We start from the raw sequence: 25,772 nt of genomic DNA, 5'->3' as shown, positions 1-25,772 counted from the left end.
ATTACCTTAGTTTCTAATATTCTTCATCACTGTGATAGTCAACCTTGTCAATGATAGCCACAACGACCATATCCACAGGGATATTCGTCTTATTTAGGCTCATCCGGGCAGAACTGCCAGTGGTTACCATTACTTGGTCTCCTTCGCCTGCACCGATGCAGTCGGCCACAATAAGCAGAGCTGGGTCACTTTGATGTTCATTTAGCTGCCGTTCGACCACTAAAAATTTCAAACCATTTAAATTTTCGTCTTTTCTAGTCGCCCAAAGGCTACCTTTTACTTTACCAACAAACATCTCTACCCACTCCTTTATTCTATGATTTCTATTTTTTGACGTTTTAGATAATCTCTCGCCAAGGCTGTCACAATCATTCCTTTTTCTATTTTAAAACTTCCATTTTCAGGTAAGCCCATCTCTCTCAGCCTCTTCTCTGTCAGCAAAACCGGCTTGCCCGGAGCCTTAGTCTTCGAGCTGACTTCTTCTGCCACCGCCCGTTTCACTTCCGGACGAGGCTCTTCAGCTTGATCACTTTCTAGGAGTGCTAAGAGTTGGCCTTCTTTATAAAATTGCAGACCGTAGCGAATCAGCTTTTCTCGCTGTCCCTGCAGTTCCTGATACAAGTACACTTTAGAAGATTGCTTGTACTGTTGAATAGCAAAGGCGTTGTCTGATACGAGGACTTTTTTGCCTTTCAAAAGACTCTTTAAAATGACTGCTTCCTCCACCGCTAAAGGGCAAAGGGATGAGAGTCTCAGAAAAGCATCAAAACCAAGTGTCTCAACAACAACAATCTCTGCTGTGCAAGAATCTTTTACGACTTGAAAGCCTTCCCCTTCTAATAAGTCAGGAATCTTATCGCCTCCAATGACGTATACTGAGGGTTTCTGAGGCTTTTGCTTCAACTTTTCCATCAGGCGGTCTGTAATCAAATCTACTAAATGATCTAGATTTTCCATTCTTTACCTACCTTTTATTTGCTCATACGACTTATTTCTTGATAATCCGTCCGCGTGTTCCTTTTTTGAAACCACAAGCATTGGCTTCATCGTAGTCGATATGCATATAGGTCGCAAACTTGGGACTAACACGGATAACCACATCATCAAAAATCAGCGGACGAGCACCTTCTACTCTGACTTGTACAATCTCGTGATTTTTTACATTCAGACGTTCAGCATCTTCCGGTGTCATATGAACATGACGCTTAGCTACTATCAGGCCCTTATCCAGACAAACTGCCTTGTCTCCATGAGCCAAGATGACACCTGGTGTTCCTTCGATATCGCCACTTTCGCGAATGGGTGCCTTGGTGCCCAGCTGCAAACAGTCTGTCAGGGAAACTTCTACCTGAGAATGTTTGCGAACAGGTCCTAGAATAACCACATTGTGAAAAGCGCCTTTTGGACCGACAACTGTCAGCCTTTCTTGACTAGCGAACTGGCCTGGCTGTGATAGGTCTTTTGCTTTTGTTAATTGATAGTTGGGACCAAACAAGGCTTCCAAATCTTCCTGACTCAAATGGACATGACGTCCGCTCGCTTCTACCTCAAATGACCCCTGCAATTCTTCCTGAACTTTATCAATTACTTTATTTACCAAATTTTCTAAAGTCATTGCTGTTCTTCTTTCTCTTGTTATTAGCTTGCTATCAACCAGAGCAAGACTTCAATTGATTTTAATAATTGAGAAACCTTACAAGCAAATTGATCTCTGTCACCATCAGCAGCCTGCTCCAATTCTTTGCGCAGGAGGGTCGTTTCGATATATGTTTCATAGCAATTCAGCTGCCAAGTCGGTTCTTGGTAACTCATCATGACCGTTTCTTGATCGAGCTGGCGACTGACCCGAATGGCCTGCAATTCTGCATTGCTAGGCAGGTCTGTCTGGTAATCAGAAATATCATCCAGAATATGATGGCCGACGATTTGTTCTACTATGTTCAATAGTTGGCCAACTTGCTCACACTTTTCATCCTGAAAAGCCTGATGCAATTCTCTCTGGTTCTTCAAAAAGCAAGTATAAAGTTTAGTCAGTCTAAATAGTCGTGGATACACAGCAGAGTCCTCAAGGTTTGTAATCGGCACCCTGATAGCATCAGCAGCTGAGGCTGTTTTCCCTTTGGTCTGACCTGAACAGATAATTCGAATATGGTGATCATTGAGAAAACCTCTGGCTGCTGGCGTCAGTTTTTCATCTTTGTTTAATTCAAAGACACCGTTATCAGCGAGAACGGATTCTCTATAAAGCTTTCTAATCTTAGCTTCTGTAAAAACTGACATGTATTCACATCCTTCTACTCCGTTGATACTCTGTGAAAATCAATCTGATACTCTCTGAAAATCAACATTTCTGTCTAGTATCGGGCTGCTGCCCATAAGCTTCATTTTCACTGAGTATTCTATTTGCCTCTGGGGCCTATATCAGTTCTAAACACTAGAATACAGGCCCTTTCAGCAAATATTTATCTGTCCCAGATTATTTGGGCAGAATGACTTCCACTTCAGCATGTGGACGTGGAATTACGTGAACTGAAATCAATTCACCAACATTTTCAGCTGCAGCTGCTCCAGCATCTGTCGCTGCTTTGACTGCGCCGACATCACCACGAACCATTACAGTTACCAAACCAGCACCGACTTGTTCTTTACCAATCAAAGTTACGTTAGCGGCTTTGACCATTGCATCAGCTGCTTCAATTGCGCCGACGAGTCCTTTTGTTTCTACCATTCCTAATGCATTTGCGTTTGCCATGTTTATTTCCTCCAATTATTTTCTTGTTTTTAATTTTATCCGAAAGTCTGTAATCTTATTCTTGATGAGGCAAGATTACTTCTACTTCAGCATGTGGACGTGGAATTACGTGAACTGAAATCAATTCACCAACGTTTTCAGCTGCAGCTGCTCCAGCATCTGTCGCTGCTTTGACTGCACCGACATCACCACGAACCAAGACTGTTACCAATCCAGCGCCGACTTGTTCTTTACCAACTAAAGTTACGTTAGCGGCTTTGACCATTGCATCAGCTGCTTCGATTGCGCCGACAAGTCCTCTTGTTTCTACCATTCCTAATGCATTTGCGTTTGCCATGATTGTATCCTCCAATTATAATGTTTAATATTGACTATTTTAGTTTTTCCAATACGCGTTGAACCAATAAGGTTACCAGTTCTTCTTCGTTTGATCCGTCAACTGCTACTGCTTTTGGTTCTTCCACTGCCATATTTTCTGCTTGTCGCAGGTCTGACAGTTCTGATGTACCGTAAGCTACACGACGGATATTGAAGAGATTGAGCGGGCTGACATTATCAGATGTCGCGCTGCCTCCCACAGCTCCACAACCCAAAGTAAAGGCTGGGAAGAGACCAGTCGTTGCACCGACACCACCTAGAGCTGCTGGCGTATTAATCAGCAGACGAGATACTGGTTTTTTCAGTGCAAATTCACGAATAATTTCTTCATTTTGACTGTGAATAGCAAGAGTGTGGCCTGCACCTTCGTGATGCAAAATCTTAATACTCAGCTCACAAGCTTCCAACCAGTCCTTGACAGTATAGAAGCCCAAGACTGGAGCCAGTTTTTCCATAGAATATGGATACTGCTTGCCGACGCCTGTTTCTTCTGCAATCAAGACCCGAGCATCTGCTGGAACTGAAATACCAGCTAACTCAGCAATCACTTGCGGTGTTTTACCAACCATTTTCGGATTCATCGCACCACTCGGCTGGATAATGAAGGAGCCTAGTTTCTTAGCATCTTCTGCTGGAACAAAGTAAGCACCTTGTTTCTTGAACTCTGCTACAACCTTTTCCTTCATATCTTCTTCGACGATGATAGACTGCTCAGATGCACAAATTACACCATTGTCAAAAGTTTTAGAATCCAAAATCTGACGAACTGCTTTTGGCACATCTGCTGTTCTTTCGATGAAGGCTGGACCATTACCAGGACCTACACCGATTGCTGGTGTGCCAGATGAGTATGCTGCTTTGACCATAGCATTTCCACCAGTCGCCAAAATCAGATTTGTATCCTTGTGTCGCATCAACTCATTTGTAGCTGCGATGGATACCCGATGAATCGCACTGATAGCTCCATCCGGACATCCAGCTGATTTAGCAGCTTTCTTGATGATTTCCACCGTTTCCTCAATACACTTAAGAGCATTTGGGTGAGGAGAGAAGACGATACTGTTTCCTGCCTTCAAGGCGATCAAAGCCTTATACATAACCGTTGATGTCGGGTTGGTTGATGGAATCAAGCCAGCAATGACACCGACTGGAACCCCAACTTCCAAGACTTTCTTTTCCTTGTCTTCGCTGAGAACCCCAACCGTTTTCATATCCTTGATTTCTTCAAGAATACCTTTGGAAGCAAGAGCATTTTTCAACACCTTGTCTTCCCAGCGGCCAAAGCCAGTTTCCTGAGCCGCCATTTTAGCTAGGCGTTCACGCTCATCATAACAAGCTTTCGCTACTACTTTTACAATGGTATCAATTTGTTCTTGACTCATTTTAGCAAGTTCTGCTTGGGCTTTCTTTGCATCCCGAATCAAATTCCTTACTTCCTGAATCGATACCAAATCTTTATCTTCTAAAAACATCCGCAATTACTCCTCTCCTATTGTTTCCATCAAAGTCTCAACGAGAAGTTTCTTGTTGGCAAATTTGATTTCTTTCTTGCTGAGACGGATACCTTCTTGATGATAGGCAAGGCTGCGTAGTTCGACGACTTTTAGTTTTTCCAGTTCTTCTCTGGTGTAGGTCCTTGTCTCTCCTTCAAGCTTCTCTGCTGGTTCAGCCTTAGTTTCCTTTACAGGCTGAGGCTTTTCTTCGATTTTTTCTGAAGGGATTGTTTCCGCCGTAGAAGCAATCTCTTTTTTAGCTGTTTTACTGTTTCTCTTTGGTACAAAGAGAAGGTCTGTCTGGTTATCCAACCTAGAAATTACATGGCTGGCCAGATAGTAAGGTTTATCCTGTACCAACTCAACTGCTGCATCAACCGCTGAGCGGACTGCACTGACATCGCCTATCAATTGAACCGTATTCAAACCAGCTTTGACCGTTTCAATATTAAGCAATGATACATTGGCAGCCTTCAAAGCCGCATCTGCCGCAACTACAGCACCTAGATAACCTTTTACTTCAATTAAACCTAGTGCTCTATCTGCCATTTAATCAACCCCTAATCAATAACTTTTAGGATCATTTGCTACTGCGATAACTGCATTCGCAAATGCGTCGCAGGCAGCTCGGCAGGCTGACTGTGATCCGACTAGAAGTCCGCCGGCAAAGTTGGTTTCGCTCGGTGGTCCATAGAAGGCCCCAACTTGCACATCTGCCGCTTTCAAAGCTGCATCCAGTGCCACCATAGCTTCACCCGGTGGAGCAATCAAGTAAGCAATTGCTGTTCCTTCTTCTGCATTAGCTCCCTCTGACAGGTAAGAACCTGCACGAGAGATACAATGAGCAAAATAAGGAATGCTGTCATCATCATTGGCACTGTAGAAGCTAGCCCCATTTTCGATTTCATAGACTGCTACATCCAAACCGCTGCGAACTTCTTCTGGGTTTGGACCAGCCAAGATACCGATGACTTCACCAGCCAGCTTAGTTGAAGCGTTGCCTGCACCAGCGTACATACTGCGAGCATAGACTACTTCGACATCTGCTGCCTTAGTTGCTTCATCCAAGGCTACATAAGTGACATCATCACAGTCAGAAGTGATAATTCCCAGGCTTCTGTGATGTGGTTTAAGCTCCAAAGAAGCCGCCAAACCTGCATCCACGTTCGAAATCAGAAGGGCACTTAATACACTTGCACCTAATCGATCATTTTTCAAAGCCACTACCTCCTATTATTTCAAATCAATTCCTGATTTCTTATTATCAAGAATCTTCTTAATGATTTCTGCTACATAGGCTCCAGCTTCAACGGCTGGTGTTCCGCCTTTATGAATATTGGAAACAACAGTCCGTTTCGCTTCCGGCATACCAACTGTTGGCTTGTAAGCCAGATAAGCACTCATGGACTCAGCTGTTACCAGACCTGGACGCTCACCAACCAGCATACAAATAACTTCTGCACCAGTCAGCTCTGCGATTTGGTCCATAGCCGCCACCCGAGCATGCTTGATAAAGAGTACCTCACCAAAGTCCAGTCCGAACATTTTCAGACCTTGCTTCAGAGCTGGCAGAAAGTCTTTGACGTTAGCCTCGATAGCTGATGAGCTAAGACCATCACCAACGACAATCTGAACTTTAGCATTAGGTTTGCATTTTTCCTTGATAATAGCCTGCTGATCTTCTGGGAAGACCCGGCCAAAATCTGGACGTGTCAAGTATTCATCTTTAGTAGTCGCCTTAGTCTGTACAGGAATGAAGCCCATTTCCTTGATAAAGTCATCTGAGACATAGGAGAAGACCGCATCCTGAGCTGCCGCATGGTCTGCACGGAAACGCAAAACACTTTGTGTCTTGTAGCGATCACCTGCCCGCCATAAACCCAGACGTGCCGGAGTAAATTTCTTAATCTTCCGGTAAGCTTCTTCATTGATGGCATTTGGAACCAAGAACTGCTCCTGAATATCTACTTCCGTTATATCCGGAATGATGCCATCTTCAATCACTGAAGTGTCTTGTTTGACTTCTTCCTGCAGAGAAACTGTAGGTTCAGCTTCTTCCGAAACAGGAGGATTTTCAGCTTTATTTTGTTCAGTTGCTACCGTTTCTTTAGCAGCTGAGGCACCGCCCATCTCATTTAACAATGAGCGAATCATTTCTTTTAATTGCAATTCATCCACAATGATTTCCTCCTTGCTAATTTGATCTCATAAAGATGGAGCCGTCGCCGCCGATTTCTGTCAGGTGGCCATCTTCCATCAAGCCCATCTTTTCCATCCACTCTTCAAATTCCTTAATCGGACGTTTATTGAGAAGCGAACGCATGGTTGCTGTTTCATGGTAACCAGTTGTTTGATAGTTAAGCATGATATCGTCACCATGAGGAATCGCCATGATGTAGTTAACATTGGCTGCTCCGAGAAGAACCAAGAGATTTTCAGCGTCGTTTTGGTCAGCCTTCATGTGGTTAGTGTAGCAGATATCACAACCCATTGAGATACCAGTCAGTTTGCCCATAAAGTGGTCTTCCAAACCAGCACGGATAACCTGCTTAGAATCATAGAGATACTCAGGTCCGATGAATCCAACAACGGTATTTACCAAGAATGGATCGAAGCGTTTAGCGAAACCATAACAACGAGCTTCCATAGTCACTTGGTCTGCTCCATGGTGAGCGTCAGACGAAAGTTCAGAACCTTGACCTGTTTCAAAGTACATGACATTCGGTCCAGCAGCTGTTCCCACTTTCAGAGCTGTATCCCAAGCTTCTTGAATGATTTTAGCATCAAAACCAAAGGCTTCATTTCCTTTTTCAGATCCGGCGATAGACTGGAAGACCAATCCTGTCGGAGCACCTTGATTCATGGCTTCGATCTGAGTAGTAACGTGAGCCAGTACACAGTGCTGAGTTGGAATCTTGTACTCTTCGATGAAGTCGTTAAACTTATGCAAGACCCGTTTGGTGCTTTCTACTGAGTCATCTACTGGGTTCAATCCTAAGAGAGCATCCCCACATCCATAAGCAAAACCTTCCATAGTAGAAGCCATGATACCATCTGGATCATCTGTGGTATGGTTTGGTTGAAGACGAGAAGAGAAGGTTCCCGGCATACCAATCGTTGTATTGGCATGTTTGGTAATGACAATCTTATTGGCAGCGACAATCAAGTCCAAGTTGGTCATCAACTTAGCGACTGCTGCTACCATTTCAGAAGTCAACCCACGAGACAGCCACTGAATGTCTACGTTCTTAGTCTTGTTATCCAAGATCCATTCACGCAGCTCTTCTACTGTCCAATTCTTAATCTTTTCGTAAGTACGAAGATTGACATCATCAATGATAATCCGTGTTACCTCATCTTCTTCATAAGGAACTACTGGATTATTGAACAAATCAGATAATTTCAGCTGAGCTAGTACAACCTTAGCAGCAACGCGCTCTTCGGCAGATTCTGCTGCTACTCCCGCTAGCTGATCCCCTGATTTGTACTCATTGGCTTTGGCCAGCACTTCTTTTACGGATTTAAATTCGTAAAGCCGACCAAACAATTTTGTTTTCAAAATCATGGATTACTTCCTCCTTAGTGTAAATAAAAGTTTAATTAAACACCAATGTTTTCACGACAATTGGTAAGACCGATCCTTCAATGACTGGATTACCAATATCGATATAGTCGCCATTTTGAACATCCACTGAGTCAATGCAGACAAATGGATAATCCTTAGGCAATTGAGCAAAGAGACATTGGCCTAGAACCTTGGCCATATCTTCTCTGACCACCACTAGCAACGGAATTTTCTTTTCAATGCTTTCGCTCATTCCCTTGACAATAGCCTCTGCGTATTCCAAAACCCGGGCGAAGCTTGGGCTTTTTTCTCCATTGATTGCCAAAGCCACCTGCTGGACTTCATTTTCCAGTGTGAACCAGGCCACCTTGTCCTTGATAATCTGCTGCAGCCCCTCCTTATCCTCATGCTCATCAGAAGCAGCCAGTTTGAGAACTGGAATGTTCTTAATAGGGAGGATATCAGAGATGTAGGTAATGGTGCTGCCGCTGACATCAGTCGTATGGCTGCCCGCTCCAACAACGGTTGCCCGGATGGTCTCAGCTGACTGGATGACCTTCTTTTGATCAAAAATCTTGGATTTGCTCAGCGCCCTGCCAAGCAGGATACCGATATCCCCATAGCGGAAATCATCCGCCGAGGTCGTCTCCAAGTATATTCCATCAGCTACACCACCAGAGAAAGATACGCAGTGGAGATCATAGTTCAACTTGAGACCGTGGTTGGTCTGTAGGAGATCATAGTAAGGACTGTGATTGTCAATTCCTACAGACTGTTCTAATACGGAGACCATTTCTTGAATCAGCCGATCCAAATCAGCCCGATGGACTGTTTCACCAACTGCCAGCTGAAGCCCCTGCTCTGCAATGATAGTCTGCAGTTTTGGAGCAATATAGCTAATCCGCTGGGTCTGCGGATTCATCTTTATCAGCCGACCTCCGATATCAAAACACCCTGTATCAATCACATCTCCTTCTCGGAAGACCGCCAGATTGGAAGTCCCCCCACCAATATCAATATTGACGACTGATGTATGATGCTCTTGAGAATACTGATGGCTGCAGGCCCCTTTACCAGCGATGATACTCTCAAGGTCTGGCCCAGCCGTCGCAACGACAAAGTCCCCAGCGTAGCCACTCAGTGCTTGGAGCACCTGACTGGCATTTTCCTTGCGAGCTGTCTCACCAGTAATGATGACTGCTCCCATCTGAATATCTTTTTTCTGAATGCCTGCTTTCGCATACTCATTCAGAACAAAGTTTTTGATCTTATCTACCTCGATCAAAAGTTGATCCGAAATTGGTGTGAAGATAATTTCACTTTTATAAAGAACTTTTTTATCTGTAATATAGACACGAGGAATAGTAAACACAGAAGCAATATTCTCGATGGTAAGCTCTGACAAGATCAGCTGTGTAGTGGCTGTCCCGATATCGAGCCCCACACTCAAAATTTTATCTGACATACTAAAAACCTCCAAAAAAAGACGCTCAAAGCAATGCAAACAAACAGAGTTCATTTACATTCTTCAAGCGTCATTGCTTTTTTCGACTGACATCATTGTTAGTCTGGTAGTATTTATTTTTTAAAACGAATGGTCGTTGCCGTTCCCTCATGGTCTGAGTGGATAGACAAGGTTCCAAACAACTTTCCTTGGACAAAGCGTTCCACCAAGAGCAGGCCTAGATGATTTTCAAAGGTGTGCTCTTGATTGTAACCGCTACCATTATCCAGTACTTTTAAAGTTATTATATCATTTTTAAGTCCAACCTGCAAACGGATTTGCGGTTTTTCTTGATTTTTTTTGTCCTTAAAAGCATGTTCATAGCTGTTCTGCAGTAATTCATTGACGATTAGCGCCAGTGAAGTGGCCCGGCTGCTATCGAGACAGAGTTCCGGTTCCAGACTATAGGTAAGGGTTATTTCCCTATGCCCGGAAAAACAACGCTGAACATTTTCGATAACTCTCTTCAGCAGATGCTCAATCTGAATGCTGTCATCCTGCTGAGAAGACAGGAGCTCGTGAGTCGCCGCTATGGAGAGCACACGATTCATACTATCGTTAAGAGCTTTTTTGGTGTCTGCTCCTGGACTTTGCTGAGCCTGTAGTCGCAGCAAGGAAACAACGGTTTGCAAGTTATTCTTTACCCGATGGTTCATTTCACGAATGGTAGTTGTATGGGTTAAGAGCTGTGCTTCCTTTTCCTTGATGTCTGTAATATCCTTACAGATCATGACCACATTTTCACTCTCAGCCAGCAGATAGCGTTTGACCAAAAAGCAATAAGTGCCATAATGTACCTCAACTTGGTGAGGTTTTTCTTGAGGGGCTTGCGGTCCCAGTTGCTGGATTTCTTCAAAAGTCAGACTGTCTAAGACCAGATTGCTGTAGTGCATTCCCTCAATCGAGTCCATATAGCCCAGCTTATGGCGATAAGAATCGGCAGCTGCTTGATTGAAATACTTGAGATAGCCCTGCCGGTCAAAGACCAAACAAGCTTCGTCAATATGATCAAATAAAACAAACTGCTCTTGGGCTGAAATCTCAGGAGTGCTCCGCAACTCAAAACCGTCATCCTCTTTATCTAAAGAAAAGTGGTCTGGTAAAGTCTGGGGAGCATTTCTTTCGATAATCAGCGTTCCAATGACGCGCTCTTCTCTCAAAATCGGAAAGACCGTCTGATGGATGGCTAAGCCCTCCTGCGATCTGGCCGAAAGCCCTATCGAAGGAGCGCCCGTCTCCAAGGTCCGGATAACACCTGGCTCATTTTCCAGATAGGCCATAGCACCTACGACCGAGTTTTCGTACAAGCTGAGCTTGCTTTCCGGCTTTTTGTGAAAGATGACAATGGCATGTTCCGAAAAGATATTCTTTACATCAATGAAGACATCTTCATTGGCATAAGCTGAGTTTTTCAATAATTCGTCAGCCTGTTGGACAAGATGCTCGATATCAGCCTCATCCAAATTTGTCTGTTCCTGACAAAGCTGCTTTATCTTATCTTTATACATCATTACACATCATCTTGGAGCACCAGCAATTTGGCAATCTCAATCATCGGCACTCTCTTTTGCATACTAATTGTCCGAATGCGCTTGAAAGCTTCTGGCTCTGATAAATGATCACGAGCCATCAGCAAGCCTTTGGCCTTTTCAATCACAATCCGATCGTCTATCTTTTTCGACAGCTTGACCATTTCATTGGACATCTGCTGAAGCTGGCGACCCTTCTCTATGCAGACCTCTACCATTGGAATCAAGGACTTGGCATCCAAAGGTTTAACCAAGTAAGCACTAATCCCATTGGTTTTAGCTTTTTGAACATAGTGTTCATCGCTGTAGGCTGACAGTAGAATCACACTGTAGGCTAAAGCATCTTCGAGTATTTTCTTACCCGCTGTCAGGCCATCCAAAAGCGGAAGCTTGATGTCCATCATGACCAAGTCACAACGATATTTCTGACACAAATCAATAGCCTCAAAGCCATCTGATGCCTCAGCCACAACTTCATAATCAGCTGCCTCTAATATATTTCGGATATCTAATCTTACAATTGGATCATCATCAACAATTAGTATTCTGCCTTTCATACTTCCCCTCGACAGTTTGATTTTTTATGTCCGCGTTACGACAGTGCTGGAGAAGCCCAAAATCTCTTCCAGACCTTGTAAAACGGCAATGAGAGCTGCCTCAACAGAAGAAACGTCACCTGTCATCACGACAGAGCCGCTGAAACGATCCACAAAACCAACTTGAACATCCGCAGCCTTGGTCGCAATATCAACCGCAATGATAGCTGCTTCACTCGGAGTGATCGTCAAGATTCCAATCGCATCCTTGATTTCTGCCTGCAATCCCAATTTTTCAAAAATGACTTCATCAGGATTAGCGATAAGGTGCGCCAAGGTCACTTGTTTCCCAGGAACGTATTCCTGTATCATTCTTTGTTTTTCTTCCAATTTAGTAAACCTTCTTCATGATTTTAAACCTTCAGAAGTGTACTGCACGCTCTTAATCATTATACAATAATTTTGGCATAACAGCAATTCAGAGGATTAAAACGCTTTCTCTAATACTTTAAGCAGTTCTTCTGCCGTAGGGACGCGAGGGTTAGTCGGAGTACAGCCATCATGCAGAGCAGCTTCTGAAATTTCTACCTTGTACTGAGCAAAAGCATCTGCTTTCACACCATATTCTCTGAGAGAAGTTGGCATCTCCAACTTTCTCTGCAGCTTCTTGATAGCTTCAACCAGCTGTCTCACTCCTGACACAGGGCTTGAAGCACTGCATCCCAGTAGTTTGGCAATATCCTGATAGCGACTTGCTACAGTCTTGTCTGTCGCCTGCCGGTTCCGATTGTTGAATTCGATACCAGCATTATACTGAATGACATGGGGCATTAAAATACTGTTTAAACGACCATGAGGTACATGGAACTTAGCTCCTGCCGCATGTGCCAGACTGTGATTGATACCCAAAGAAGCTGTGTTAAAGGCCATACCAGCCAGAGTGGATGCTGCATGCATCTTTTCACGCGCTTCTACATCCTGACCATTTTTGTAGGCTTTAGGCAGGTATTCAAAGACCAGCTTGATTGCCTTTTCAGCCAAGGCATCAGAGAAGTCCGTAGCCTTGGTCGATACATAAGCTTCAATGGCATGGGTCAGCACATCCATTCCAGTGTCAGCCGTGATGTTACCAGGAAGTGACAGAACCAAATCCGCATCTAAGATTGCAACATCCGGAAGGATTTCTTTGGTCACTAAAGGATATTTGGTACCTCTCTCTGCATCCGTGATGACAGAAAAGGACGTTACTTCAGATCCAGTTCCGCTTGTCGTCGGGATGGCGATGAGAATAGCCTCGGAGAAGGCACCCTGTTTCTTGGCAAAATAATACATAGCCTTGGAAGCATCAATAGCAGAGCCGCCACCAATAGAAAGCACAATGCTGATTGGCTTGTCTCCTGCACTCTTGATACCAGCCACAACCGTTTCGATTGGCGGATCAGGCACAATATCCGTGAAAACAACAATATCATTGCTGTCATCAAAGTTGGCTAAAATAGCATCCAACGTGCCAGATGTCTTCAAAAAAGGATCGGCAACGACTAAAATATGCTCGTTTTTATAATGGCTTAATTGCTGCAGAGCGCCCTTGCCCACATGCAATTCAGTCTTATAGGAAATCTTATACATCTTTTCTCCTTTCTGTTGTATCTATTTTTAAACAAAAAGAAGCTATATGAAAATAAGACTGCTCCCCTACACACGTCACAGCATTTTCATATAGCTTCATTGCTTATTTATCTTCAGTACCCCTTTGTACTATATTGAATTATAACACAAAAGCGCTTTCAAGGCAATGAAAAAGTCATTAATATAAGAAATTTTTAGTGCCGAATCTCACAGCAAAGGCAAGATTATTTAAAGGATTAAATTTTTATTAAAATTTAGTTCATTTTCCTTGTAATTCCCTGTGAAAGGTGTTACAATCTAGTTACTAGGAAATTGATTTTAGTACTTTTAAGGATATGGAAGTTTGGTGCAAATCCAGCGCGGTCCCGCCACTGTGATAAGCTTTTCAGCTTTAAGTCAGGTCTTTATTCTTAAATTTTAGTAGATTTCATGCCTCGATGTAAGGTAGTGATGTCAGTTTGGAACAAACATTTTAGCTTAGTTTCCATTATTGACTCTACGTTTAAGTACGTTAATTTTCTAAAGATGAGGTTTCACTTGTCTTTCTGCAAAGGAGCAGAGTCAATAATTGGAAAGCTAGTGCTAATCAACGAAGCTTAGCATAAAGATACGAAGATGTATAGGCGGCTTTCTTTTTTAGAACATCAAAATAAGTTCTGTCCTTCCAAGACTTGGTAAAGTCAATTTGGAAAGACAGAACTTTTTCTGTTTCTTTTTATCACTGGCGTTTGCTTGCCCAACGCTCAACATCTGCCTTGGTGATATTGTGAAAGACCTTAGCACCTCTTTCATAGGCGATGTCTTCTTGATTTTTAGTAAAGTTGATTACTCGAGCCAAGGCAAAGAAGTAATCTGATAGACGGTTGACAAAAATCAGGACATTATTGTTAATTTCTGTAGTCCACATAGCCCCTACGATATGACGCTCTGCCCGTCTTGCAATGGTCCGAGCCACATGAATCATGGAAGCAATCTCGTCACCGCCCGGCAGGATAAACCTTTCCAAAGCTGGTGGAATTTCTGCGTAGGTATCAATCCTCTCCTCAATCCAGTCAATTAGCTGATGATCAACCTTATAGGGATAAACTCCCTTTGGTGTAGAGAGGTCTGAACCACAGTCAAAGAGATAATGCTGCAGCTGAAATAGCTCATCTCTCAGCTTATCATCCTTGTCCAACTTGGTAATAGTATAACCAATCCAAGAGTTCAGCTCATCAATGGTCCCGTAAGCATTAACCCGTTCTGCATCCTTGGCGACACTTTGACCGCCAACTAGCTTGGTCAAGCCCTTGTCACCTGTTTTTGTATAGAGTTGCATATTTTTTCTCCTTTAAGTCACATTTTTGCGAATATCAACATAATCTTCTTCTTTCAAGCTGCCTTCTGCAAAGGTTGGCATGTGCTCCATGGTGTAAACAGCATTTTCCAGCAGAAAGAAAGTCAAAGGACAACCCGAGCCTTCACCTAGCCGCATATCCAGCAAAAGCATAGGCTCCAGTCCTAGAAAGTCACTGACCAGTCTGTAAGCAGGCTCCGTCGAAGCATGGGAAGCAAAGGTATAGTCCAAGACATGAGGAGTCAGCTGATGGGCAATCAGAAGCCCCGTCAGAGAGATAAGGCCATCCACTACACATGGCAGCTGATAGCGGGCACAGGCAAGATGAGTGCCAGCCATAGCCAGCATATCCAGCCCGCCAAGCTTAGCGGTCAGATCCAGAATATCTCCATAAGGAGCGTGACGATCCAAACACTGCTGGATAACGGCAGTTTTATGAGCCTTCATATCCTGAGTCAGACCAGCTCCATAGCCTGTGACGTCTTCTGCTTTAAGACCGAGAACTGCAGCAATAACAGCAGCTGAGGTGGTGGTGTTGCCAATCCCCATTTCTCCTGTTCCAAAGAGACGATAGCCGTCTTTAATCAAGGCCTCTGTCTTCTTGTAGCCGACTAGAATTGCCGCTATAGCCTGCTCGCGGGCCAAGGCCGGCTCCTTGAGCATGTTACGCGTCCCATGACAGACCTTGTCCTTATTTTCCTCAAAAATATCCTTCTTGCAGCCAATGTCTACTAGGCAGATGTCTGAACCTGCATGTTTGGAAATAGCGCACAGGCCTGATTTCCCTGCTAGAATATTACGAGCAACAGTATAGGTCGTTTCCTGAGGATTGGCTGAAACGCCTTCAGCCACGATGCCATTATCCGCTACGTAGACGAGGACAATCTTCTTCTCCAAATCAATGGGACCAGAAAACATGGCATGCAAGCGAGCATAGATAGTCTCGAGCTTTCCTAAGGAGCCTGGCGGCTTTCCTAGCTGATCACAGTAGCTCTGGCCTTCTTGAAGTTTGTCTCTGTCTATCGGAAGAATCTGCTCAATAATTTTTTCTAAGTCTTTCAAACTAGTCTATCTCCTCCCTGACCGGCTGCACCCCTTCAAAAATAATCCTGCTCAAGGTCCGAGTCTGATAATAAGCCCCGCTGGCTGAGCGAGCTAGTTCAGCCTCTAGCTTGGGCAAGACTTCTAGCTGTTCCCTGCTCAGCAGCAGACCAACTAATGTGCCACTATGGGCAACATTGAGCCCTAAGCATTGGTATTTTTTTACCAAATTCAGTAATTCTTCCAGATAGGGCTTGGGCAGCCGTTGGTTATTCAACAAAGCACTATAGCTCGCCAAATGGCCAATCTTTTCCAAACTCTTCTCCTGACAAGCCACCTGAAAGAGAGGAAGCAAGCGCTTGGACTCCTCAAGCGGATATCTAGGACTGTCCTTCATCCGAACCAAGTCAAGAGTTGTCACCATCTCCACAGGCTCCAAGATATAGACATAAAGCTCCGGTCGCCAGTCTGTTTGCCAGACCACTTGACCAGTCAGGGGATTAATGACCGTCCAGTCCGCAAAAGCCACCGAGTCAGTAGGCTCAATCTTGGCACAGAGACGAGTCAAATCTGCCGCTCTTAGAGGCTGCTTCTGCCCCAGAGCAGCTGCCTGCAGGCAGCTAACCATATCTGCTGTGCTGCTAGAATAGCCCTTGCTGATAGGCAGGTCTGACTCCTGAACAAAAGAGAAAACATTGGACTCAGGCAGGAGCTCCAAAGCTCGCCTTACCTTTTCACCTTGGGCTTGCCTTGCGAGAGACGAAGCCCCGTCCAATCTCACTCGACTGCGCTTCTCAATCCCATAAGAGAGCAGAACCTCCTGCTCTCCTACTAAACCTTGAAATAATTCACCGCAGGAACCTGGGCAGGAAACGATTCCCTTAGTCATAAGCTGCCTCTTTCGCCAAGACCTTTGTCAGACAAGCCAGAAGCTGTTCATTCTCCTGATGGCTGCGAATGGCTAGGCGGTAATGTCGGTCTGTCAGATCATGATAATTTTGACAGGAACGGATGAAAATCTTTCTCTGCCGAAGCTCCTGACGCAGATCCTGCTGACCTAAATATTCAAAGAAGATATAGTTGACACTAGGCTTGACCGGCCGAATCTGTGAAAATGCAGTCAGTCCTTGAAAAAGGAAGTCCCTTTCTACTCGAAGCCACTGCTTGGTAGCTTGCTGATAGACCTCGTCCTCCAAAAGGACAGGCAGGGCGCGATCCGCCATAGCATTAACCGACCAAGGAGCGCGGCTCCCCTCTATCTCATCAAAGCAAGTTGGATGACAGCTGAGAGCATAGCCCAATCTCAGACCAGGAATAGCATAAAACTTGGTCAGAGACCGCACCACTACTGCATTTGGATAGGCAGCCAGACATGAGACGAAGCTATAGTCCTCCTCATCGTCCAGAAAGTCCATAAAAGCCTCATCCAGTATCAAAAAGATTTGCCGCTCCTGCAGCTTCTCAGCTAGCTTTTCTAGATCAGTACGCCGAATCAAGGTACCCGTCGGATTATTAGGATTGCAGATGAGCACAGCGTCTCCTACAGTCAGTGAATCTAAGGCTGGCAACATGTCAGCTAGATTCCACTCATAGGATGGAGAAGGAAGGCTAAAGCGCTCCACCTTGGCCTGCACTTGCGAGAAGGCTTTTTCATATTCCATGAAAGTAGGACTCAAAGTCAGGACAGTTTTTGGACGCAGGAAGCGGGCCAGCTCATAAAAGACTTCTACCGCACCATTTGCCAGCAGGACATTGTCCTTTTCTAGGTCATGATGATGTGCCAAAAGCTCTCTGGAGCGGCTGTAGCTGATGTCTGGATAATGAACCAGCCAATCAATGGACTCGGTCAGACAAGCCCTAAGCTTTTGAGAAATCCCCAAAGGGTTGATATTGGCACTGAAATCCAGACAGTCTTCTAGAGAAAAACCAAATTCCTCAGCCAAAGCTGCCGCATTTCCACCGTGCTCTACTTTCATAAATAGACATTCCTTCCTCGTTTCCTTGTTAGAATCTAGTATACCATATTCGGCTTTTTCGTCCCTAGTCTGCCTCCAGATAAGCCTGAAGACGGTCAATTCCTTCGTTTTCCGTCGCTGATATTTCAAAAATTTCCTTGGCTCCAGCCGCTTTCAGCTGCCGCCGTGCTTTTTCGATTTGCTCCGGCTGTTCAGCCATATCAATCTTGGTGACAATGCCAATGACTTCTTTATTGAAGAGGGAAGAAAAGCCTTGAGGAAAGGTCTGCATCTGATTGGAAGCCGCCACCAAGAGACCAATCACATCAGCCTCCGTTGCAGTCACGTTCAGAGCATTATAATACTTACGATGCTGGAGAAATTCTCCGGGCGTATCAATGATGGCATCATAGAACTCAATAGCCTGAGTCTTAAAGTAGCTTAGCTCCAAGCCTTTCAGTCGCTGGGTCAGAGTAGTCTTACCCACTCCGACTGGACCGACAAACATGATTTTTTTCATATTTTGCATCCATTCCTCTCTATGACAGGGAACTGCCTGCTATCTGCTTAGCTGGGCTTCCTTACTATCTAGTTTGATAGTTTCCCTGCCATTGAGCAGTACACCTTTATTTTCATCGCGGCCTTGCAGGTAGTAAAGTGCATCTTCCTGACCGTAAGTTTCAATTGCCTTAGTTTGCAAAAGACCGATTCCCTTGCTAGGATCTCTCAAAAGATTGAAGATAATACCCATTTGCAGTTTAGGGAAGTCCTTGAGCATAGCATAGTCGCCATTACTGTCACCGGCAATCAGGATTGGTTCTTGATTGTCATGATTGACAGCAATCAGCTTTTTGATGGTCTCTGTCTTGCCCTCACCTTGAGTCTGAGCATAGTTGGTATCATATTCTGGCTGAATTACTCCCTTGTCATCCTTTTTCAAACGCATAGCAGTAACATTTTCTTTAGGAATATTGTAGCCATACTTAGAATTGCTAGCATAAGGGATAATCACATCGATATAAGACGCTGAGCAGATATAGACATCAATGCCGTTAGCCATCAGAGTCTTGTAGAGATTTTGCATTTCCTTGACCGAGCGAACACCGCGCTTGAAGGTCACAGTGATTTGGCCTGACTCACCTTTCAAGCCTTCTGGACTTTCCCAAGTTTCAGAAGTCAGCTTGTCCTCAAGAGCTTGGTCAATAGACTTTTCAGATAGAGCTTGAACTTCTTCAGAAGTCATACCTGCATAGAGGTAGGTCACCCATGGATAACTGATGTCAGAGCTGAAGGTATCACCAATCGCTTCGTAAAGATAGCGGAGTTTAGCAGCAAAGTCTTGGTATTCATCGGTCTTTTTGACTTCTTCCAGAGACTTGTCTCCTTGCATTCCCTTATAGCTATTGTAAATAACCGTGTAGTCAGAAAGCAGGTCAGCCGCAATCTTGTCAATGTTCACTGGTTCACCATCTTTGTTATGGAAATCTTCAACAAAATCGTCGCTCGGTATATTGGTCCGCACTGCTTGGTCAAATTCTTCCGGCGTCATCTTAAAGGCCAGATTTTCAATTTGATAGGTAAAGGTTGCTTCGCCAATGTCGTTGATGACTGTCGTATTGTCCCAGTCAAAGACGGCATAAGGTTTTTTATTTTTATCATAGCTAGAGCTGGTGTTCCCATTCTCCTTGATGAGCTTAGTCAGGCGGGCATAAAGCTTGTCTTCCCAAACGCCCTTATCCAAAGTCTTAGCCTTGTCCTTATCCGTTGTCTCTGTCTTAGCCGAGGATGACTCAGTCGTCGTCTTATTATTCCCCGCTTGACAAGCTCCCAGAAGCAAAGCCAAACTACAAAGCAGCACAATTCCTTTTGTCCGCATAGAAACAATCCTCCATAAAAAATAATAGTGCGCAAAAAAATGGCAGAAAAACCCCTTTGATTCTGAAACACTCGCTTCATTGCGATCAAATCAGGCTTCCTTGCCATTTTCTATACTGTTATTATATTATAAACTATCTGGCAGACTTTGTCAATGAAGCGCTTTCAGATTTGTAAAAAAATAAAGGCAGAGAAAAATTATTTCTCTACCTTACTGATTAAAATGCATATACTCTAATCTTCTCAATCAATGTGTTAGAGGAAACCTAACGTATTCAAGACTAGACAGACAATCCCCCTTCAATTCTACAATTTTTCAGGCACTTGATTTCTCCAGCCTGTGAAAACTTGCGCATAGCCCAATAGATACAAGGGCGTCAATGCGATGCTCAAGCCTACCAAGGCAATAATCATATAAAGTCCTGACAGCATAAACAAGCGAGTGATGACTGCTACTGCAGCTGACAAGCAGCACAGGACGATGGCATGAATCTGCAAAATATTGATCTTTTGTTTCTGTTCAAAATATCTTAATTTTGAAACGATCACCATCTGATAGAGCAAATTGATCAACTGATAAGACAAGCTGAGTATGATAAAAATCATAAAAAATGCTAAGTGGTTCTCACCAAAAAAGATGGAGCCCCAAAAAAGTAATTCAAAATGCAGAAATAGGTAAGAGCTGGTCGGAATGAGCTGCAAGGCTTTGGTATCAAAAAACTTTTGGAAGAGTAAAAAGGCCAGAAACAAAATAAGCGCGTGAATAATAGTAAAATTCATGACTATCATGCTCAGGTGATGCATCTCACCCCGTAAGAAAATAGAAACGATAAATACCAGTGAGATAAAAATTAACTCAATTAAACCAGCCTTATAAAAATCTAAGTTTCTGATTGGATTACAATCCGTAACAAGAACATTCAAAAATTCATAATATCTCTTTTTCATTTTGTAAACTCCCATTGTTTAACTTTATAAAATTTCCCCTAAACTTTGCGAAATTTTCTATAAAAAAATTCCACATTTCATTATATCATACAGTATATAGGCTAAGGAAGTCTTATAAAACTATAGGTATATCTCTATAGGATAGTTCCCTTTCTCAATCATTCGCCAAGTTGGCATTTTTCCGTTATAATAGTAGGGATGAACATCAAAGAAGAAATTATTAACTTAGCAAAAGAAATTGGGATTTCTAAGATTGGCTTTACGACAGCGGATGATTTCGACTATCTGGAGAAGTCGCTGCGCTTGGCTGTAGAAGAAGGACGAAATTCTGGATTTGAGCATAAAAACATCGAGGAGCGGATCAAGCCCAAGCTCAGTCTAGCCTCGGCCAAGACCATTATCTCTATCGCAGTCGCCTACCCCCACAAGCTCAAGCAGCAACCTCAGAAAACGGCCTACAAGCGAGGGAAATTCACCCCTAATAGCTGGGGGCTGGACTACCACTATGTCCTGCAGGACAAGCTGGACCGGCTTGCCAAGGGAATCGAAGAGCTGACCGCTGATTTTGAATACAAGGGCATGGTTGACACGGGCGCCTTGGTCGATACCGCCGTAGCCCAAAGAGCAGGAATCGGCTTCATCGGCAAGAACGGCTTGGTCATCTCCAAGGAATTTGGCTCCTATATGTTTTTGGGAGAGCTCATCACCAATCTGGACATTGAGCCTGATCAGCCTGTCAACTACGGCTGCGGAGACTGCAACCGCTGCGTGACAGCCTGCCCTACTTCTTGCTTAATTGGTGACGGCAGCATGAATGCCAAGCGCTGTCTATCCTTTCAGACTCAGGACAAGGGCGTCATGGAACTGGAATTTCGCAAGAAGATTAAGACTGTCATCTATGGCTGTGATATCTGCCAAATTTGCTGTCCTTATAATAAAGGCTTGGACAATCCTCTGGCGACAGAGATTGATCCCGACCTTTCTCATCCGGAGCTCCTGCCTTTCTTGGAGCTTTCCAACGGTCAGTTTAAGGAGAAATTCGGTCATGTGGCCGGCAGCTGGCGGGGGAAAAATATCCTGCAGCGCAATGCCATTATCGCTCTGGCAAATGCCAATGATCGCTCTGCCATTCCCAAAATGCTGGAAATTATTGACAAGGGGCAAAATCCGATTCATGTCGCTACAGCTATCTGGGCTCTGAGTCAGCTGGTGCGTGAGGTCCATCCGGAAATGATAGAACTGGTCATGAACGCCAAAAATCCAACTCCGCAAATCCAAGAAGAGCAAGGCCGTTTCCTAGAGAAATTTGGCCTAGAAGAAAAACTTTTGATAGAAAACTAAACCGCTGAGACCTAAATATCCCAGCGGTTTCTTTATTTTTCTTCTTCCTTACGGATTTCTTTGATGATAGAGCCCATCTTGACTGAATCGTCGCTGAAATAGCGGTAAAGCCGGCCATCTCCGTCTCCCATGTAGCTGATAGGAGAAAAGCGGTCGCTGCGGAAAGCGTCATTCTCATCAATCAAGTCCTCATCAACCACGCGCCGAGTGACACGGGCGATGACATTGGTCAAGGCACCGCATTCGACCATATCCAGCACCTGACACTCAATGGATACAGGGCATTGGTCTACCAGCGGAGCATCCACAGTCTCGCCGATTGTGTAGCTAAGACCGGTCAGGGCAAACTTGTCCTTGCGGCTGTTGAAACCAGCAATTTCAGACTCTTTGGTCAAATCCTTCTCTGGGACATTGACTGTGAATTGCTGGTGCTTGGTAATCTCTGTAATGGCATTTCCCTTGGTACGCATGGCAATAACCATCATGCTGCCCAAGGAATAAACCGAGCTTGAGGTTGAAATATTATAGCCGTGCACATCGTCCTTATAGCCTAAAAAGAAGACTGGAAAGCCGAAGTAAAGTTTTCTCGTTTCAAATGTACGTTTCATATATGTTCCTTTATGTTTAATTTTAAAATAGATCAGCTAGTTAAGATATTCGTCAGCTAAAATGTCCCTTGTCGCCTATCAACTTTTTTGTCACAGGGTGATGAGCCTGGATAGGAAGCTCAAAGTCCTTTATCTCGTCAATGATTTCCCCATCTGCCATGACTAAAATCCGATGGCAGAGAGCGTAGCTCAGCTTGAAGTCATGCGAGATGAAAAGATAGGTCAGCTGGTATTTCTCCCACAAATCATATAGGAGGCGTAACAACTTTCCTTGAACAATGGGATCCAGACCGCTCAGAGCCTCATCAAAGATAAGAACATCTGGCTTTAAGAGCAGGCCCCGGGCGATGCAAATCCGTTGGAGCTGGCCGCCACTGAGCTGGCGCGCTGGCTGATTCAGATAGCTTTTATCCAGACCGACGTCTTCTAGAATGGCTTCTATCTCGTCTCTAGCCACATCTTTTGACAGGGCCTCTGTCAAGACCTGCTCGACTGTAAAGTGCGGATTGACCGAATGGAGTGAGTCCTGAAAGACCAGCAGAATTCTCACGCCAGACTTTTTGACTGAGTAGGGCTGGCCATCCAGTAAGACTTGGCCTTGACTGGGCTTTTCTAGACCAATCAGCAATTTAGCCAACGTGCTCTTGCCACTGCCGCTCTCGCCCATCAGACCGATCATTTCACCCTTCTGGACGGAGAAGTTACAGTCTTTGACAACCATTTTACCATCGAATTTTTTAAAAACATGTCTACATTCCAGCATCTTGTCTCACCAACCGTTCGTATGGATTTCCTAAGATAAGGTCTTGGCTATAGGTCTGTGAAGGGCTTTCGAGGAGCTTGGCCACCGGCCCTTCCTCCATGATAGTCCCTTGATACATGACAAGCATCTTGCCTCCCAGCTCCCGCGCCAAATGATAATCATGGGTCACTGTGATGAGGGTCTTGCCTTTAGCCAACTGCTCCTTTAAGATGAGGATAATCTGCTCGCGATTGTGGATGTCCAGCGCCGAAGTAGGCTCATCCAAAATGATGGTCTCTGGCTCTAGGCAAAGCAAGATAGCCAGCATGACCCTCTGCAACATACCGCCGCTGAGCTCAAAAGGATATTTCTTCAAAAGTTCTTCCGGCTCTCCCAGTCTGACTTCTTTCATAGAGGCTAGGGCCTTAGCCAGACAAGCTCTCTTTGAAATCTTGCTATGACTGCGCAGGGTTTCCCAAAAATGGCTTTGAATGGTCTGAAAGGGATTGAACATAGCCATCGGATTTTGAGACATATAGGCCACTCGTCTCCCCCGCAGCTGCTGCCAATTCTTGAGAGACTCGCGCTCCAGAGACAGAGAGCCATAGTGAACTTCTCCTTGCATGCTCAAGGATGAAGGCAGCTGGCCAATCAATATCTTGGTTAAGAGGCTTTTACCAGAACCACTCTCTCCAATGATGACCAGAGACTGCCCCGCCTCCACTTCAAAGCTGATGTCCTGCAGTATGGTCTTTCCCTCAATCTGGGCTGTCAGTTTCTTTACAGCTATTTTTTCCATATCTGTTTCCAGCCTTTCTCTTCAAAGCATTCGGCAAATAGATTAAAGGCGACCACAGTCAGAAAGATAGCCAGTCCAGGCGCCAGCATCATCCAAGTTGCCGTTTGAAAATGGCTTCTAGCATCATGCAGCATCATGCCCCACTCGGTAATGTTGGGCTGGACACCGATACCCAAAAAGGAAAAGCCAGAAATCATGAGAATGATATTCCCAATATTCATCAGCACAATAATCAAAATGGGCTTGTAGATAAAGGGCAGGATATGAGTTTTGAGGATATGAATCTGAGAAAGTCCCATAGTCTGGGCAGAAATAACATAGGCTTCCTCTTTGGCACTCTTGACCAGATTGGCCGTCACCCTTGCATAGTAGACCCACTCTATGATGACAATAGCTAGAATCATATTGGTCATTCCTTGCCCCAATATCCCAACAGTAGCTAGCGATAGCAGGAAGCTAGGAAAGGCAGAAATAACATTTGCAAACCATAAGAAGGTTGCTTCAGCCTTTCCCTGGTACCATCCAATCAGCAAGCCGACTGTCACACCGATAACCACTTCCAGCAGACTGATAGTCAAGGATAAAAAGAGGGAATAACGACCCCCGTGCAGCAGACGAGACAAGACATCTCTGCCCAGCTGATCGGTTCCCAGCAGATGAACAGCGTCAGGTGCCATTAGTTTCTTTGAAATCTCCACATGCTGGGGGTCGAAACTCGATAGATAGGGAGCAAAGAGAGCGCAGATGAAGAGGGCAAGCAAAATGACACTTGAAAAAATAAATCGTTTAGACATTGCTCCTCCTTTTTCTGACTCTAGGGTCTATCCAGAGCGGCAGCTGCTGGGTTAGAATATTATTTCCCAAGAATAATAGGCCAAATAAAAGCATGCAGCACTGAATAATGGGCAGATCCACAGCCTGCAGCGCATCTACAAAGAGGGAGCCGACACCATTCCAGGAGAAGACTTCTTCGACAATCAAGGAGCCTGTCAGGAGATAGACCAAGGTCAGGCTCAGGCCTGTCGCAATGGCTGGCAGGGAATTTCTCAAGAGATGATTTTTGACTAGGAAGAACTTGCTGACTCCGCGCAGGAGAGCATTTTCGACATGGACACTATTCATCTGCTCCAGCACAGCCTTGCGAATCAAAGCGGTATATTGGCCAATCAATGACATGCTTAGGGTCAGACTAGGAAGAATCAAGCTGCTAAAATCCTGCTTGCCCGAAACTGGCAGCCATCTGAGCTGAACAGCAAAAACTACAATCAGCATGTAACCTAGCCAAAAGCTGGGCATGGAAACACTGGAAAAGGATAGAAAGCGAGTGACCTTATCAAAGAGAGAATCCTTGTAGATCGCACTAAATATTCCCAAAGGAATGGATGTAAGCAAAATGAGCGCAAAGGATGTCAAGCCCAGAGAAAGAGTCGACTGGAAACGTTCCAACACCAAGGGCAGGACAGGAACCTTTAATAGATAAGACGTTCCAAAATCCCCACGAAGGGCCTTAGTCAGCCAACCCAGATACTGCTGGGGCCAAGGTTGATTGAGTCCCAGATATTCTCTGGCTTTTTCCAAGGATTGAGGAGTCACTTGAATCTTAGATACCCTTAGATAATTTTCTGCTTGATCAGCCGAGGATAGCTTGGCCAAGAGAAAGGTCAATACCGATATCATCAATAGGGCAGCTAAGAAAGAAACTATTGTTTTAAATAAATCTTTTTTCATAGTCCTTAAAAGA

The 25,772-nt window shown here is 44.5% G+C and carries 29 protein-coding genes and 1 riboswitch; of the genes, 1 reads left to right on the top strand and 28 read right to left on the bottom strand.

Features of this window, described 5'->3' with window-relative positions; all coding sequences use genetic code 11:
* Positions 1-13: 13 nt before the first annotated feature.
* The 23 genes from RSK81_RS02760 to RSK81_RS02650 all read right to left on the bottom strand — a co-directional run bounded on the left by RSK81_RS02760 (position 14) and on the right by RSK81_RS02650 (position 20,556).
* Positions 14-295 (bottom strand): EutN/CcmL family microcompartment protein, encoded by a 282-nt coding sequence (locus RSK81_RS02760; RefSeq protein ID WP_002896356.1) that lies wholly within the window; start codon positions 293-295, stop codon positions 14-16.
* Between the two features lie 14 nt (positions 296-309).
* Entirely contained in the window at positions 310-957 is a 648-nt protein-coding gene (locus RSK81_RS02755) for an ethanolamine utilization protein (protein WP_002901057.1), read from the bottom strand.
* Between the two features lie 31 nt (positions 958-988).
* On the bottom strand, positions 989-1,615 hold the full coding sequence (gene eutD, locus RSK81_RS02750; protein ID WP_002896361.1) for an ethanolamine utilization phosphate acetyltransferase EutD: 627 nt from the start codon (positions 1,613-1,615) through the stop codon (positions 989-991).
* Positions 1,616-1,638: 23 nt separating this feature from the next.
* Positions 1,639-2,280 (bottom strand): hypothetical protein, encoded by a 642-nt coding sequence (locus tag RSK81_RS02745; protein WP_002901058.1) that lies wholly within the window; start codon positions 2,278-2,280, stop codon positions 1,639-1,641.
* Between the two features lie 196 nt (positions 2,281-2,476).
* On the bottom strand, positions 2,477-2,752 hold the full coding sequence (pduA, locus tag RSK81_RS02740) for a propanediol utilization microcompartment protein PduA (RefSeq protein WP_002896373.1): 276 nt from the start codon (positions 2,750-2,752) through the stop codon (positions 2,477-2,479).
* Between the two features lie 55 nt (positions 2,753-2,807).
* The gene (pduA, locus tag RSK81_RS02735; protein ID WP_002898203.1) at positions 2,808-3,089 is read right to left on the bottom strand and encodes a propanediol utilization microcompartment protein PduA; all 282 of its coding nucleotides are present in this window, start codon (positions 3,087-3,089) and stop codon (positions 2,808-2,810) included.
* A gap of 34 nt (positions 3,090-3,123) precedes the next feature.
* A complete protein-coding gene (locus RSK81_RS02730) occupies positions 3,124-4,602 on the bottom strand; it encodes an acetaldehyde dehydrogenase (acetylating) (RefSeq protein WP_002901059.1) in 1,479 nt (492 codons plus the stop codon).
* Positions 4,603-4,608: 6 nt separating this feature from the next.
* Positions 4,609-5,172 carry a BMC domain-containing protein gene (locus RSK81_RS02725; RefSeq protein ID WP_002910480.1) on the bottom strand — a complete coding sequence of 188 codons (564 nt, stop codon included), beginning with the start codon at positions 5,170-5,172 and terminating at the stop codon, positions 4,609-4,611.
* Between the two features lie 15 nt (positions 5,173-5,187).
* The gene (eutL, locus tag RSK81_RS02720) at positions 5,188-5,841 is read right to left on the bottom strand and encodes an ethanolamine utilization microcompartment protein EutL (RefSeq protein ID WP_032913438.1); all 654 of its coding nucleotides are present in this window, start codon (positions 5,839-5,841) and stop codon (positions 5,188-5,190) included.
* Positions 5,842-5,856: 15 nt separating this feature from the next.
* A complete protein-coding gene (gene eutC / locus RSK81_RS02715; RefSeq protein ID WP_002911854.1) occupies positions 5,857-6,801 on the bottom strand; it encodes an ethanolamine ammonia-lyase subunit EutC in 945 nt (314 codons plus the stop codon).
* 16 nt (positions 6,802-6,817) lie between these two features.
* Entirely contained in the window at positions 6,818-8,188 is a 1,371-nt protein-coding gene (locus RSK81_RS02710; RefSeq protein WP_002907139.1) for an ethanolamine ammonia-lyase subunit EutB, read from the bottom strand.
* A 31-nt stretch (positions 8,189-8,219) separates the two neighbouring features.
* The gene (gene eutA / locus RSK81_RS02705) at positions 8,220-9,653 is read right to left on the bottom strand and encodes an ethanolamine ammonia-lyase reactivating factor EutA (protein WP_125410663.1); all 1,434 of its coding nucleotides are present in this window, start codon (positions 9,651-9,653) and stop codon (positions 8,220-8,222) included.
* Positions 9,654-9,766: 113 nt separating this feature from the next.
* The gene (locus RSK81_RS02700; protein ID WP_002911851.1) at positions 9,767-11,203 is read right to left on the bottom strand and encodes a sensor histidine kinase; all 1,437 of its coding nucleotides are present in this window, start codon (positions 11,201-11,203) and stop codon (positions 9,767-9,769) included.
* Positions 11,203-11,778 carry an ANTAR domain-containing response regulator gene (locus RSK81_RS02695; RefSeq protein WP_002902510.1) on the bottom strand — a complete coding sequence of 192 codons (576 nt, stop codon included), beginning with the start codon at positions 11,776-11,778 and terminating at the stop codon, positions 11,203-11,205. The genes RSK81_RS02700 and RSK81_RS02695 overlap by 1 nt, the downstream gene beginning before the upstream one ends.
* 24 nt (positions 11,779-11,802) lie before the next feature.
* A complete protein-coding gene (locus RSK81_RS02690) occupies positions 11,803-12,147 on the bottom strand; it encodes a BMC domain-containing protein (RefSeq protein ID WP_002898216.1) in 345 nt (114 codons plus the stop codon).
* A gap of 96 nt (positions 12,148-12,243) precedes the next feature.
* Positions 12,244-13,386, bottom strand: a complete 1,143-nt coding sequence (locus RSK81_RS02685) for a 1-propanol dehydrogenase PduQ (RefSeq protein WP_002896393.1) — start codon at positions 13,384-13,386, stop codon at positions 12,244-12,246.
* A 310-nt stretch (positions 13,387-13,696) separates the two neighbouring features.
* Positions 13,697-13,845: riboswitch (adenosylcobalamin (AdoCbl) riboswitch) on the top strand.
* Positions 13,846-14,104: 259 nt separating this feature from the next.
* On the bottom strand, positions 14,105-14,704 hold the full coding sequence (locus RSK81_RS02680; protein WP_002902506.1) for a cob(I)yrinic acid a,c-diamide adenosyltransferase: 600 nt from the start codon (positions 14,702-14,704) through the stop codon (positions 14,105-14,107).
* A 12-nt stretch (positions 14,705-14,716) separates the two neighbouring features.
* Positions 14,717-15,784: a nicotinate-nucleotide--dimethylbenzimidazole phosphoribosyltransferase gene (cobT, locus tag RSK81_RS02675; protein ID WP_002911850.1), complete on the bottom strand. Its 1,068-nt coding sequence runs from the start codon at positions 15,782-15,784 to the stop codon at positions 14,717-14,719.
* A gap of 1 nt (position 15,785) precedes the next feature.
* Positions 15,786-16,652, bottom strand: coding sequence for a hypothetical protein (locus tag RSK81_RS02670; RefSeq protein ID WP_002911849.1), 867 nt, complete (start codon positions 16,650-16,652; stop codon positions 15,786-15,788).
* Complete coding sequence (gene cobD / locus RSK81_RS02665; RefSeq protein ID WP_002911848.1) at positions 16,645-17,739, bottom strand: threonine-phosphate decarboxylase CobD; 1,095 nt, start codon at positions 17,737-17,739, stop codon at positions 16,645-16,647. Before cobD ends, RSK81_RS02670 begins: the two co-directional genes overlap by 8 nt.
* Before the next feature lie 64 nt (positions 17,740-17,803).
* Positions 17,804-18,238, bottom strand: a complete 435-nt coding sequence (locus RSK81_RS02660; RefSeq protein ID WP_080555648.1) for a EutP/PduV family microcompartment system protein — start codon at positions 18,236-18,238, stop codon at positions 17,804-17,806.
* Positions 18,239-18,277: 39 nt separating this feature from the next.
* Positions 18,278-19,594, bottom strand: coding sequence for a phosphoserine phosphatase (locus RSK81_RS02655; protein WP_002911847.1), 1,317 nt, complete (start codon positions 19,592-19,594; stop codon positions 18,278-18,280).
* A gap of 305 nt (positions 19,595-19,899) precedes the next feature.
* Positions 19,900-20,556: a hypothetical protein gene (locus tag RSK81_RS02650; RefSeq protein WP_002911846.1), complete on the bottom strand. Its 657-nt coding sequence runs from the start codon at positions 20,554-20,556 to the stop codon at positions 19,900-19,902.
* A 183-nt stretch (positions 20,557-20,739) separates the two neighbouring features.
* On the opposite strand from RSK81_RS02650, the gene queG reads away from it, so the two are divergent.
* Positions 20,740-21,882: a tRNA epoxyqueuosine(34) reductase QueG gene (gene queG / locus RSK81_RS02645; RefSeq protein ID WP_002911845.1), complete on the top strand. Its 1,143-nt coding sequence runs from the start codon at positions 20,740-20,742 to the stop codon at positions 21,880-21,882.
* A 32-nt stretch (positions 21,883-21,914) separates the two neighbouring features.
* Here queG and RSK81_RS02640 read toward each other — a convergent pair whose 3' ends face one another.
* From RSK81_RS02640 to RSK81_RS02620, 5 genes are read right to left on the bottom strand one after another with little or no spacing between them, the layout of a single operon-like run.
* Positions 21,915-22,490 (bottom strand): flavin reductase family protein, encoded by a 576-nt coding sequence (locus RSK81_RS02640; RefSeq protein WP_002911844.1) that lies wholly within the window; start codon positions 22,488-22,490, stop codon positions 21,915-21,917.
* Positions 22,491-22,542: 52 nt separating this feature from the next.
* On the bottom strand, positions 22,543-23,253 hold the full coding sequence (locus RSK81_RS02635; RefSeq protein ID WP_002911843.1) for an ABC transporter ATP-binding protein: 711 nt from the start codon (positions 23,251-23,253) through the stop codon (positions 22,543-22,545).
* Entirely contained in the window at positions 23,240-24,031 is a 792-nt protein-coding gene (locus RSK81_RS02630) for an ABC transporter ATP-binding protein (protein ID WP_002911840.1), read from the bottom strand. Before RSK81_RS02630 ends, RSK81_RS02635 begins: the two co-directional genes overlap by 14 nt.
* Positions 24,019-24,825, bottom strand: a complete 807-nt coding sequence (locus RSK81_RS02625) for an ABC transporter permease (RefSeq protein WP_002911839.1) — start codon at positions 24,823-24,825, stop codon at positions 24,019-24,021. Before RSK81_RS02625 ends, RSK81_RS02630 begins: the two co-directional genes overlap by 13 nt.
* On the bottom strand, positions 24,818-25,759 hold the full coding sequence (locus RSK81_RS02620; protein WP_002911837.1) for an ABC transporter permease: 942 nt from the start codon (positions 25,757-25,759) through the stop codon (positions 24,818-24,820). Before RSK81_RS02620 ends, RSK81_RS02625 begins: the two co-directional genes overlap by 8 nt.
* Positions 25,760-25,772: the final 13 nt, after the last annotated feature.

It is taken from the genome of Streptococcus sp. DTU_2020_1000888_1_SI_GRL_NUU_041A, from assembly GCF_032387735.1.
GTDB lineage: Bacteria > Bacillota > Bacilli > Lactobacillales > Streptococcaceae > Streptococcus > Streptococcus sanguinis.
Note: the sequence above shows the minus strand (reverse complement) of the source record. Positions and strands in the feature narration are given on the sequence as shown.

Excerpts from the sequence above, each read along its gene's own strand:
- RSK81_RS02730 (WP_002901059.1), bottom strand. The coding sequence starts at position 4,602 with ATGTTTTTAGAAGATAAAGATTTGGTATCGATTCAGGAAGTAAGGAAT.
- RSK81_RS02630 (WP_002911840.1), bottom strand. The coding sequence starts at position 24,031 with ATGGAAAAAATAGCTGTAAAGAAACTGACAGCCCAGATTGAGGGAAAG.
- RSK81_RS02650 (WP_002911846.1), bottom strand. The coding sequence starts at position 20,556 with ATGGGAGTTTACAAAATGAAAAAGAGATATTATGAATTTTTGAATGTT.
- RSK81_RS02635 (WP_002911843.1), bottom strand. The coding sequence starts at position 23,253 with ATGCTGGAATGTAGACATGTTTTTAAAAAATTCGATGGTAAAATGGTT.
- pduA (WP_002898203.1), bottom strand. The coding sequence starts at position 3,089 with ATGGCAAACGCAAATGCATTAGGAATGGTAGAAACAAGAGGACTTGTC.
- eutA (WP_125410663.1), bottom strand. The coding sequence starts at position 9,653 with ATGTCAGATAAAATTTTGAGTGTGGGGCTCGATATCGGGACAGCCACT.
- RSK81_RS02745 (WP_002901058.1), bottom strand. The coding sequence starts at position 2,280 with ATGTCAGTTTTTACAGAAGCTAAGATTAGAAAGCTTTATAGAGAATCC.
- RSK81_RS02725 (WP_002910480.1), bottom strand. The coding sequence starts at position 5,172 with ATGGCAGATAGAGCACTAGGTTTAATTGAAGTAAAAGGTTATCTAGGT.
- RSK81_RS02660 (WP_080555648.1), bottom strand. The coding sequence starts at position 18,238 with ATGAAAAAAATCATGTTTGTCGGTCCAGTCGGAGTGGGTAAGACTACT.
- cobD (WP_002911848.1), bottom strand. The coding sequence starts at position 17,739 with ATGAAAGTAGAGCACGGTGGAAATGCGGCAGCTTTGGCTGAGGAATTT.
- queG (WP_002911845.1), top strand. The coding sequence starts at position 20,740 with ATGAACATCAAAGAAGAAATTATTAACTTAGCAAAAGAAATTGGGATT.
- pduA (WP_002896373.1), bottom strand. The coding sequence starts at position 2,752 with ATGGCAAACGCAAATGCATTAGGAATGGTAGAAACAAAAGGACTCGTC.
- RSK81_RS02680 (WP_002902506.1), bottom strand. The coding sequence starts at position 14,704 with ATGCAACTCTATACAAAAACAGGTGACAAGGGCTTGACCAAGCTAGTT.
- RSK81_RS02685 (WP_002896393.1), bottom strand. The coding sequence starts at position 13,386 with ATGTATAAGATTTCCTATAAGACTGAATTGCATGTGGGCAAGGGCGCT.
- RSK81_RS02760 (WP_002896356.1), bottom strand. The coding sequence starts at position 295 with ATGTTTGTTGGTAAAGTAAAAGGTAGCCTTTGGGCGACTAGAAAAGAC.
- RSK81_RS02640 (WP_002911844.1), bottom strand. The coding sequence starts at position 22,490 with ATGAAACGTACATTTGAAACGAGAAAACTTTACTTCGGCTTTCCAGTC.
- RSK81_RS02710 (WP_002907139.1), bottom strand. The coding sequence starts at position 8,188 with ATGATTTTGAAAACAAAATTGTTTGGTCGGCTTTACGAATTTAAATCC.
- RSK81_RS02700 (WP_002911851.1), bottom strand. The coding sequence starts at position 11,203 with ATGATGTATAAAGATAAGATAAAGCAGCTTTGTCAGGAACAGACAAAT.
- eutD (WP_002896361.1), bottom strand. The coding sequence starts at position 1,615 with ATGACTTTAGAAAATTTGGTAAATAAAGTAATTGATAAAGTTCAGGAA.
- RSK81_RS02755 (WP_002901057.1), bottom strand. The coding sequence starts at position 957 with ATGGAAAATCTAGATCATTTAGTAGATTTGATTACAGACCGCCTGATG.
- RSK81_RS02695 (WP_002902510.1), bottom strand. The coding sequence starts at position 11,778 with ATGAAAGGCAGAATACTAATTGTTGATGATGATCCAATTGTAAGATTA.
- RSK81_RS02625 (WP_002911839.1), bottom strand. The coding sequence starts at position 24,825 with ATGTCTAAACGATTTATTTTTTCAAGTGTCATTTTGCTTGCCCTCTTC.
- RSK81_RS02670 (WP_002911849.1), bottom strand. The coding sequence starts at position 16,652 with ATGACTAAGGGAATCGTTTCCTGCCCAGGTTCCTGCGGTGAATTATTT.
- RSK81_RS02620 (WP_002911837.1), bottom strand. The coding sequence starts at position 25,759 with ATGAAAAAAGATTTATTTAAAACAATAGTTTCTTTCTTAGCTGCCCTA.
- RSK81_RS02655 (WP_002911847.1), bottom strand. The coding sequence starts at position 19,594 with ATGCGGACAAAAGGAATTGTGCTGCTTTGTAGTTTGGCTTTGCTTCTG.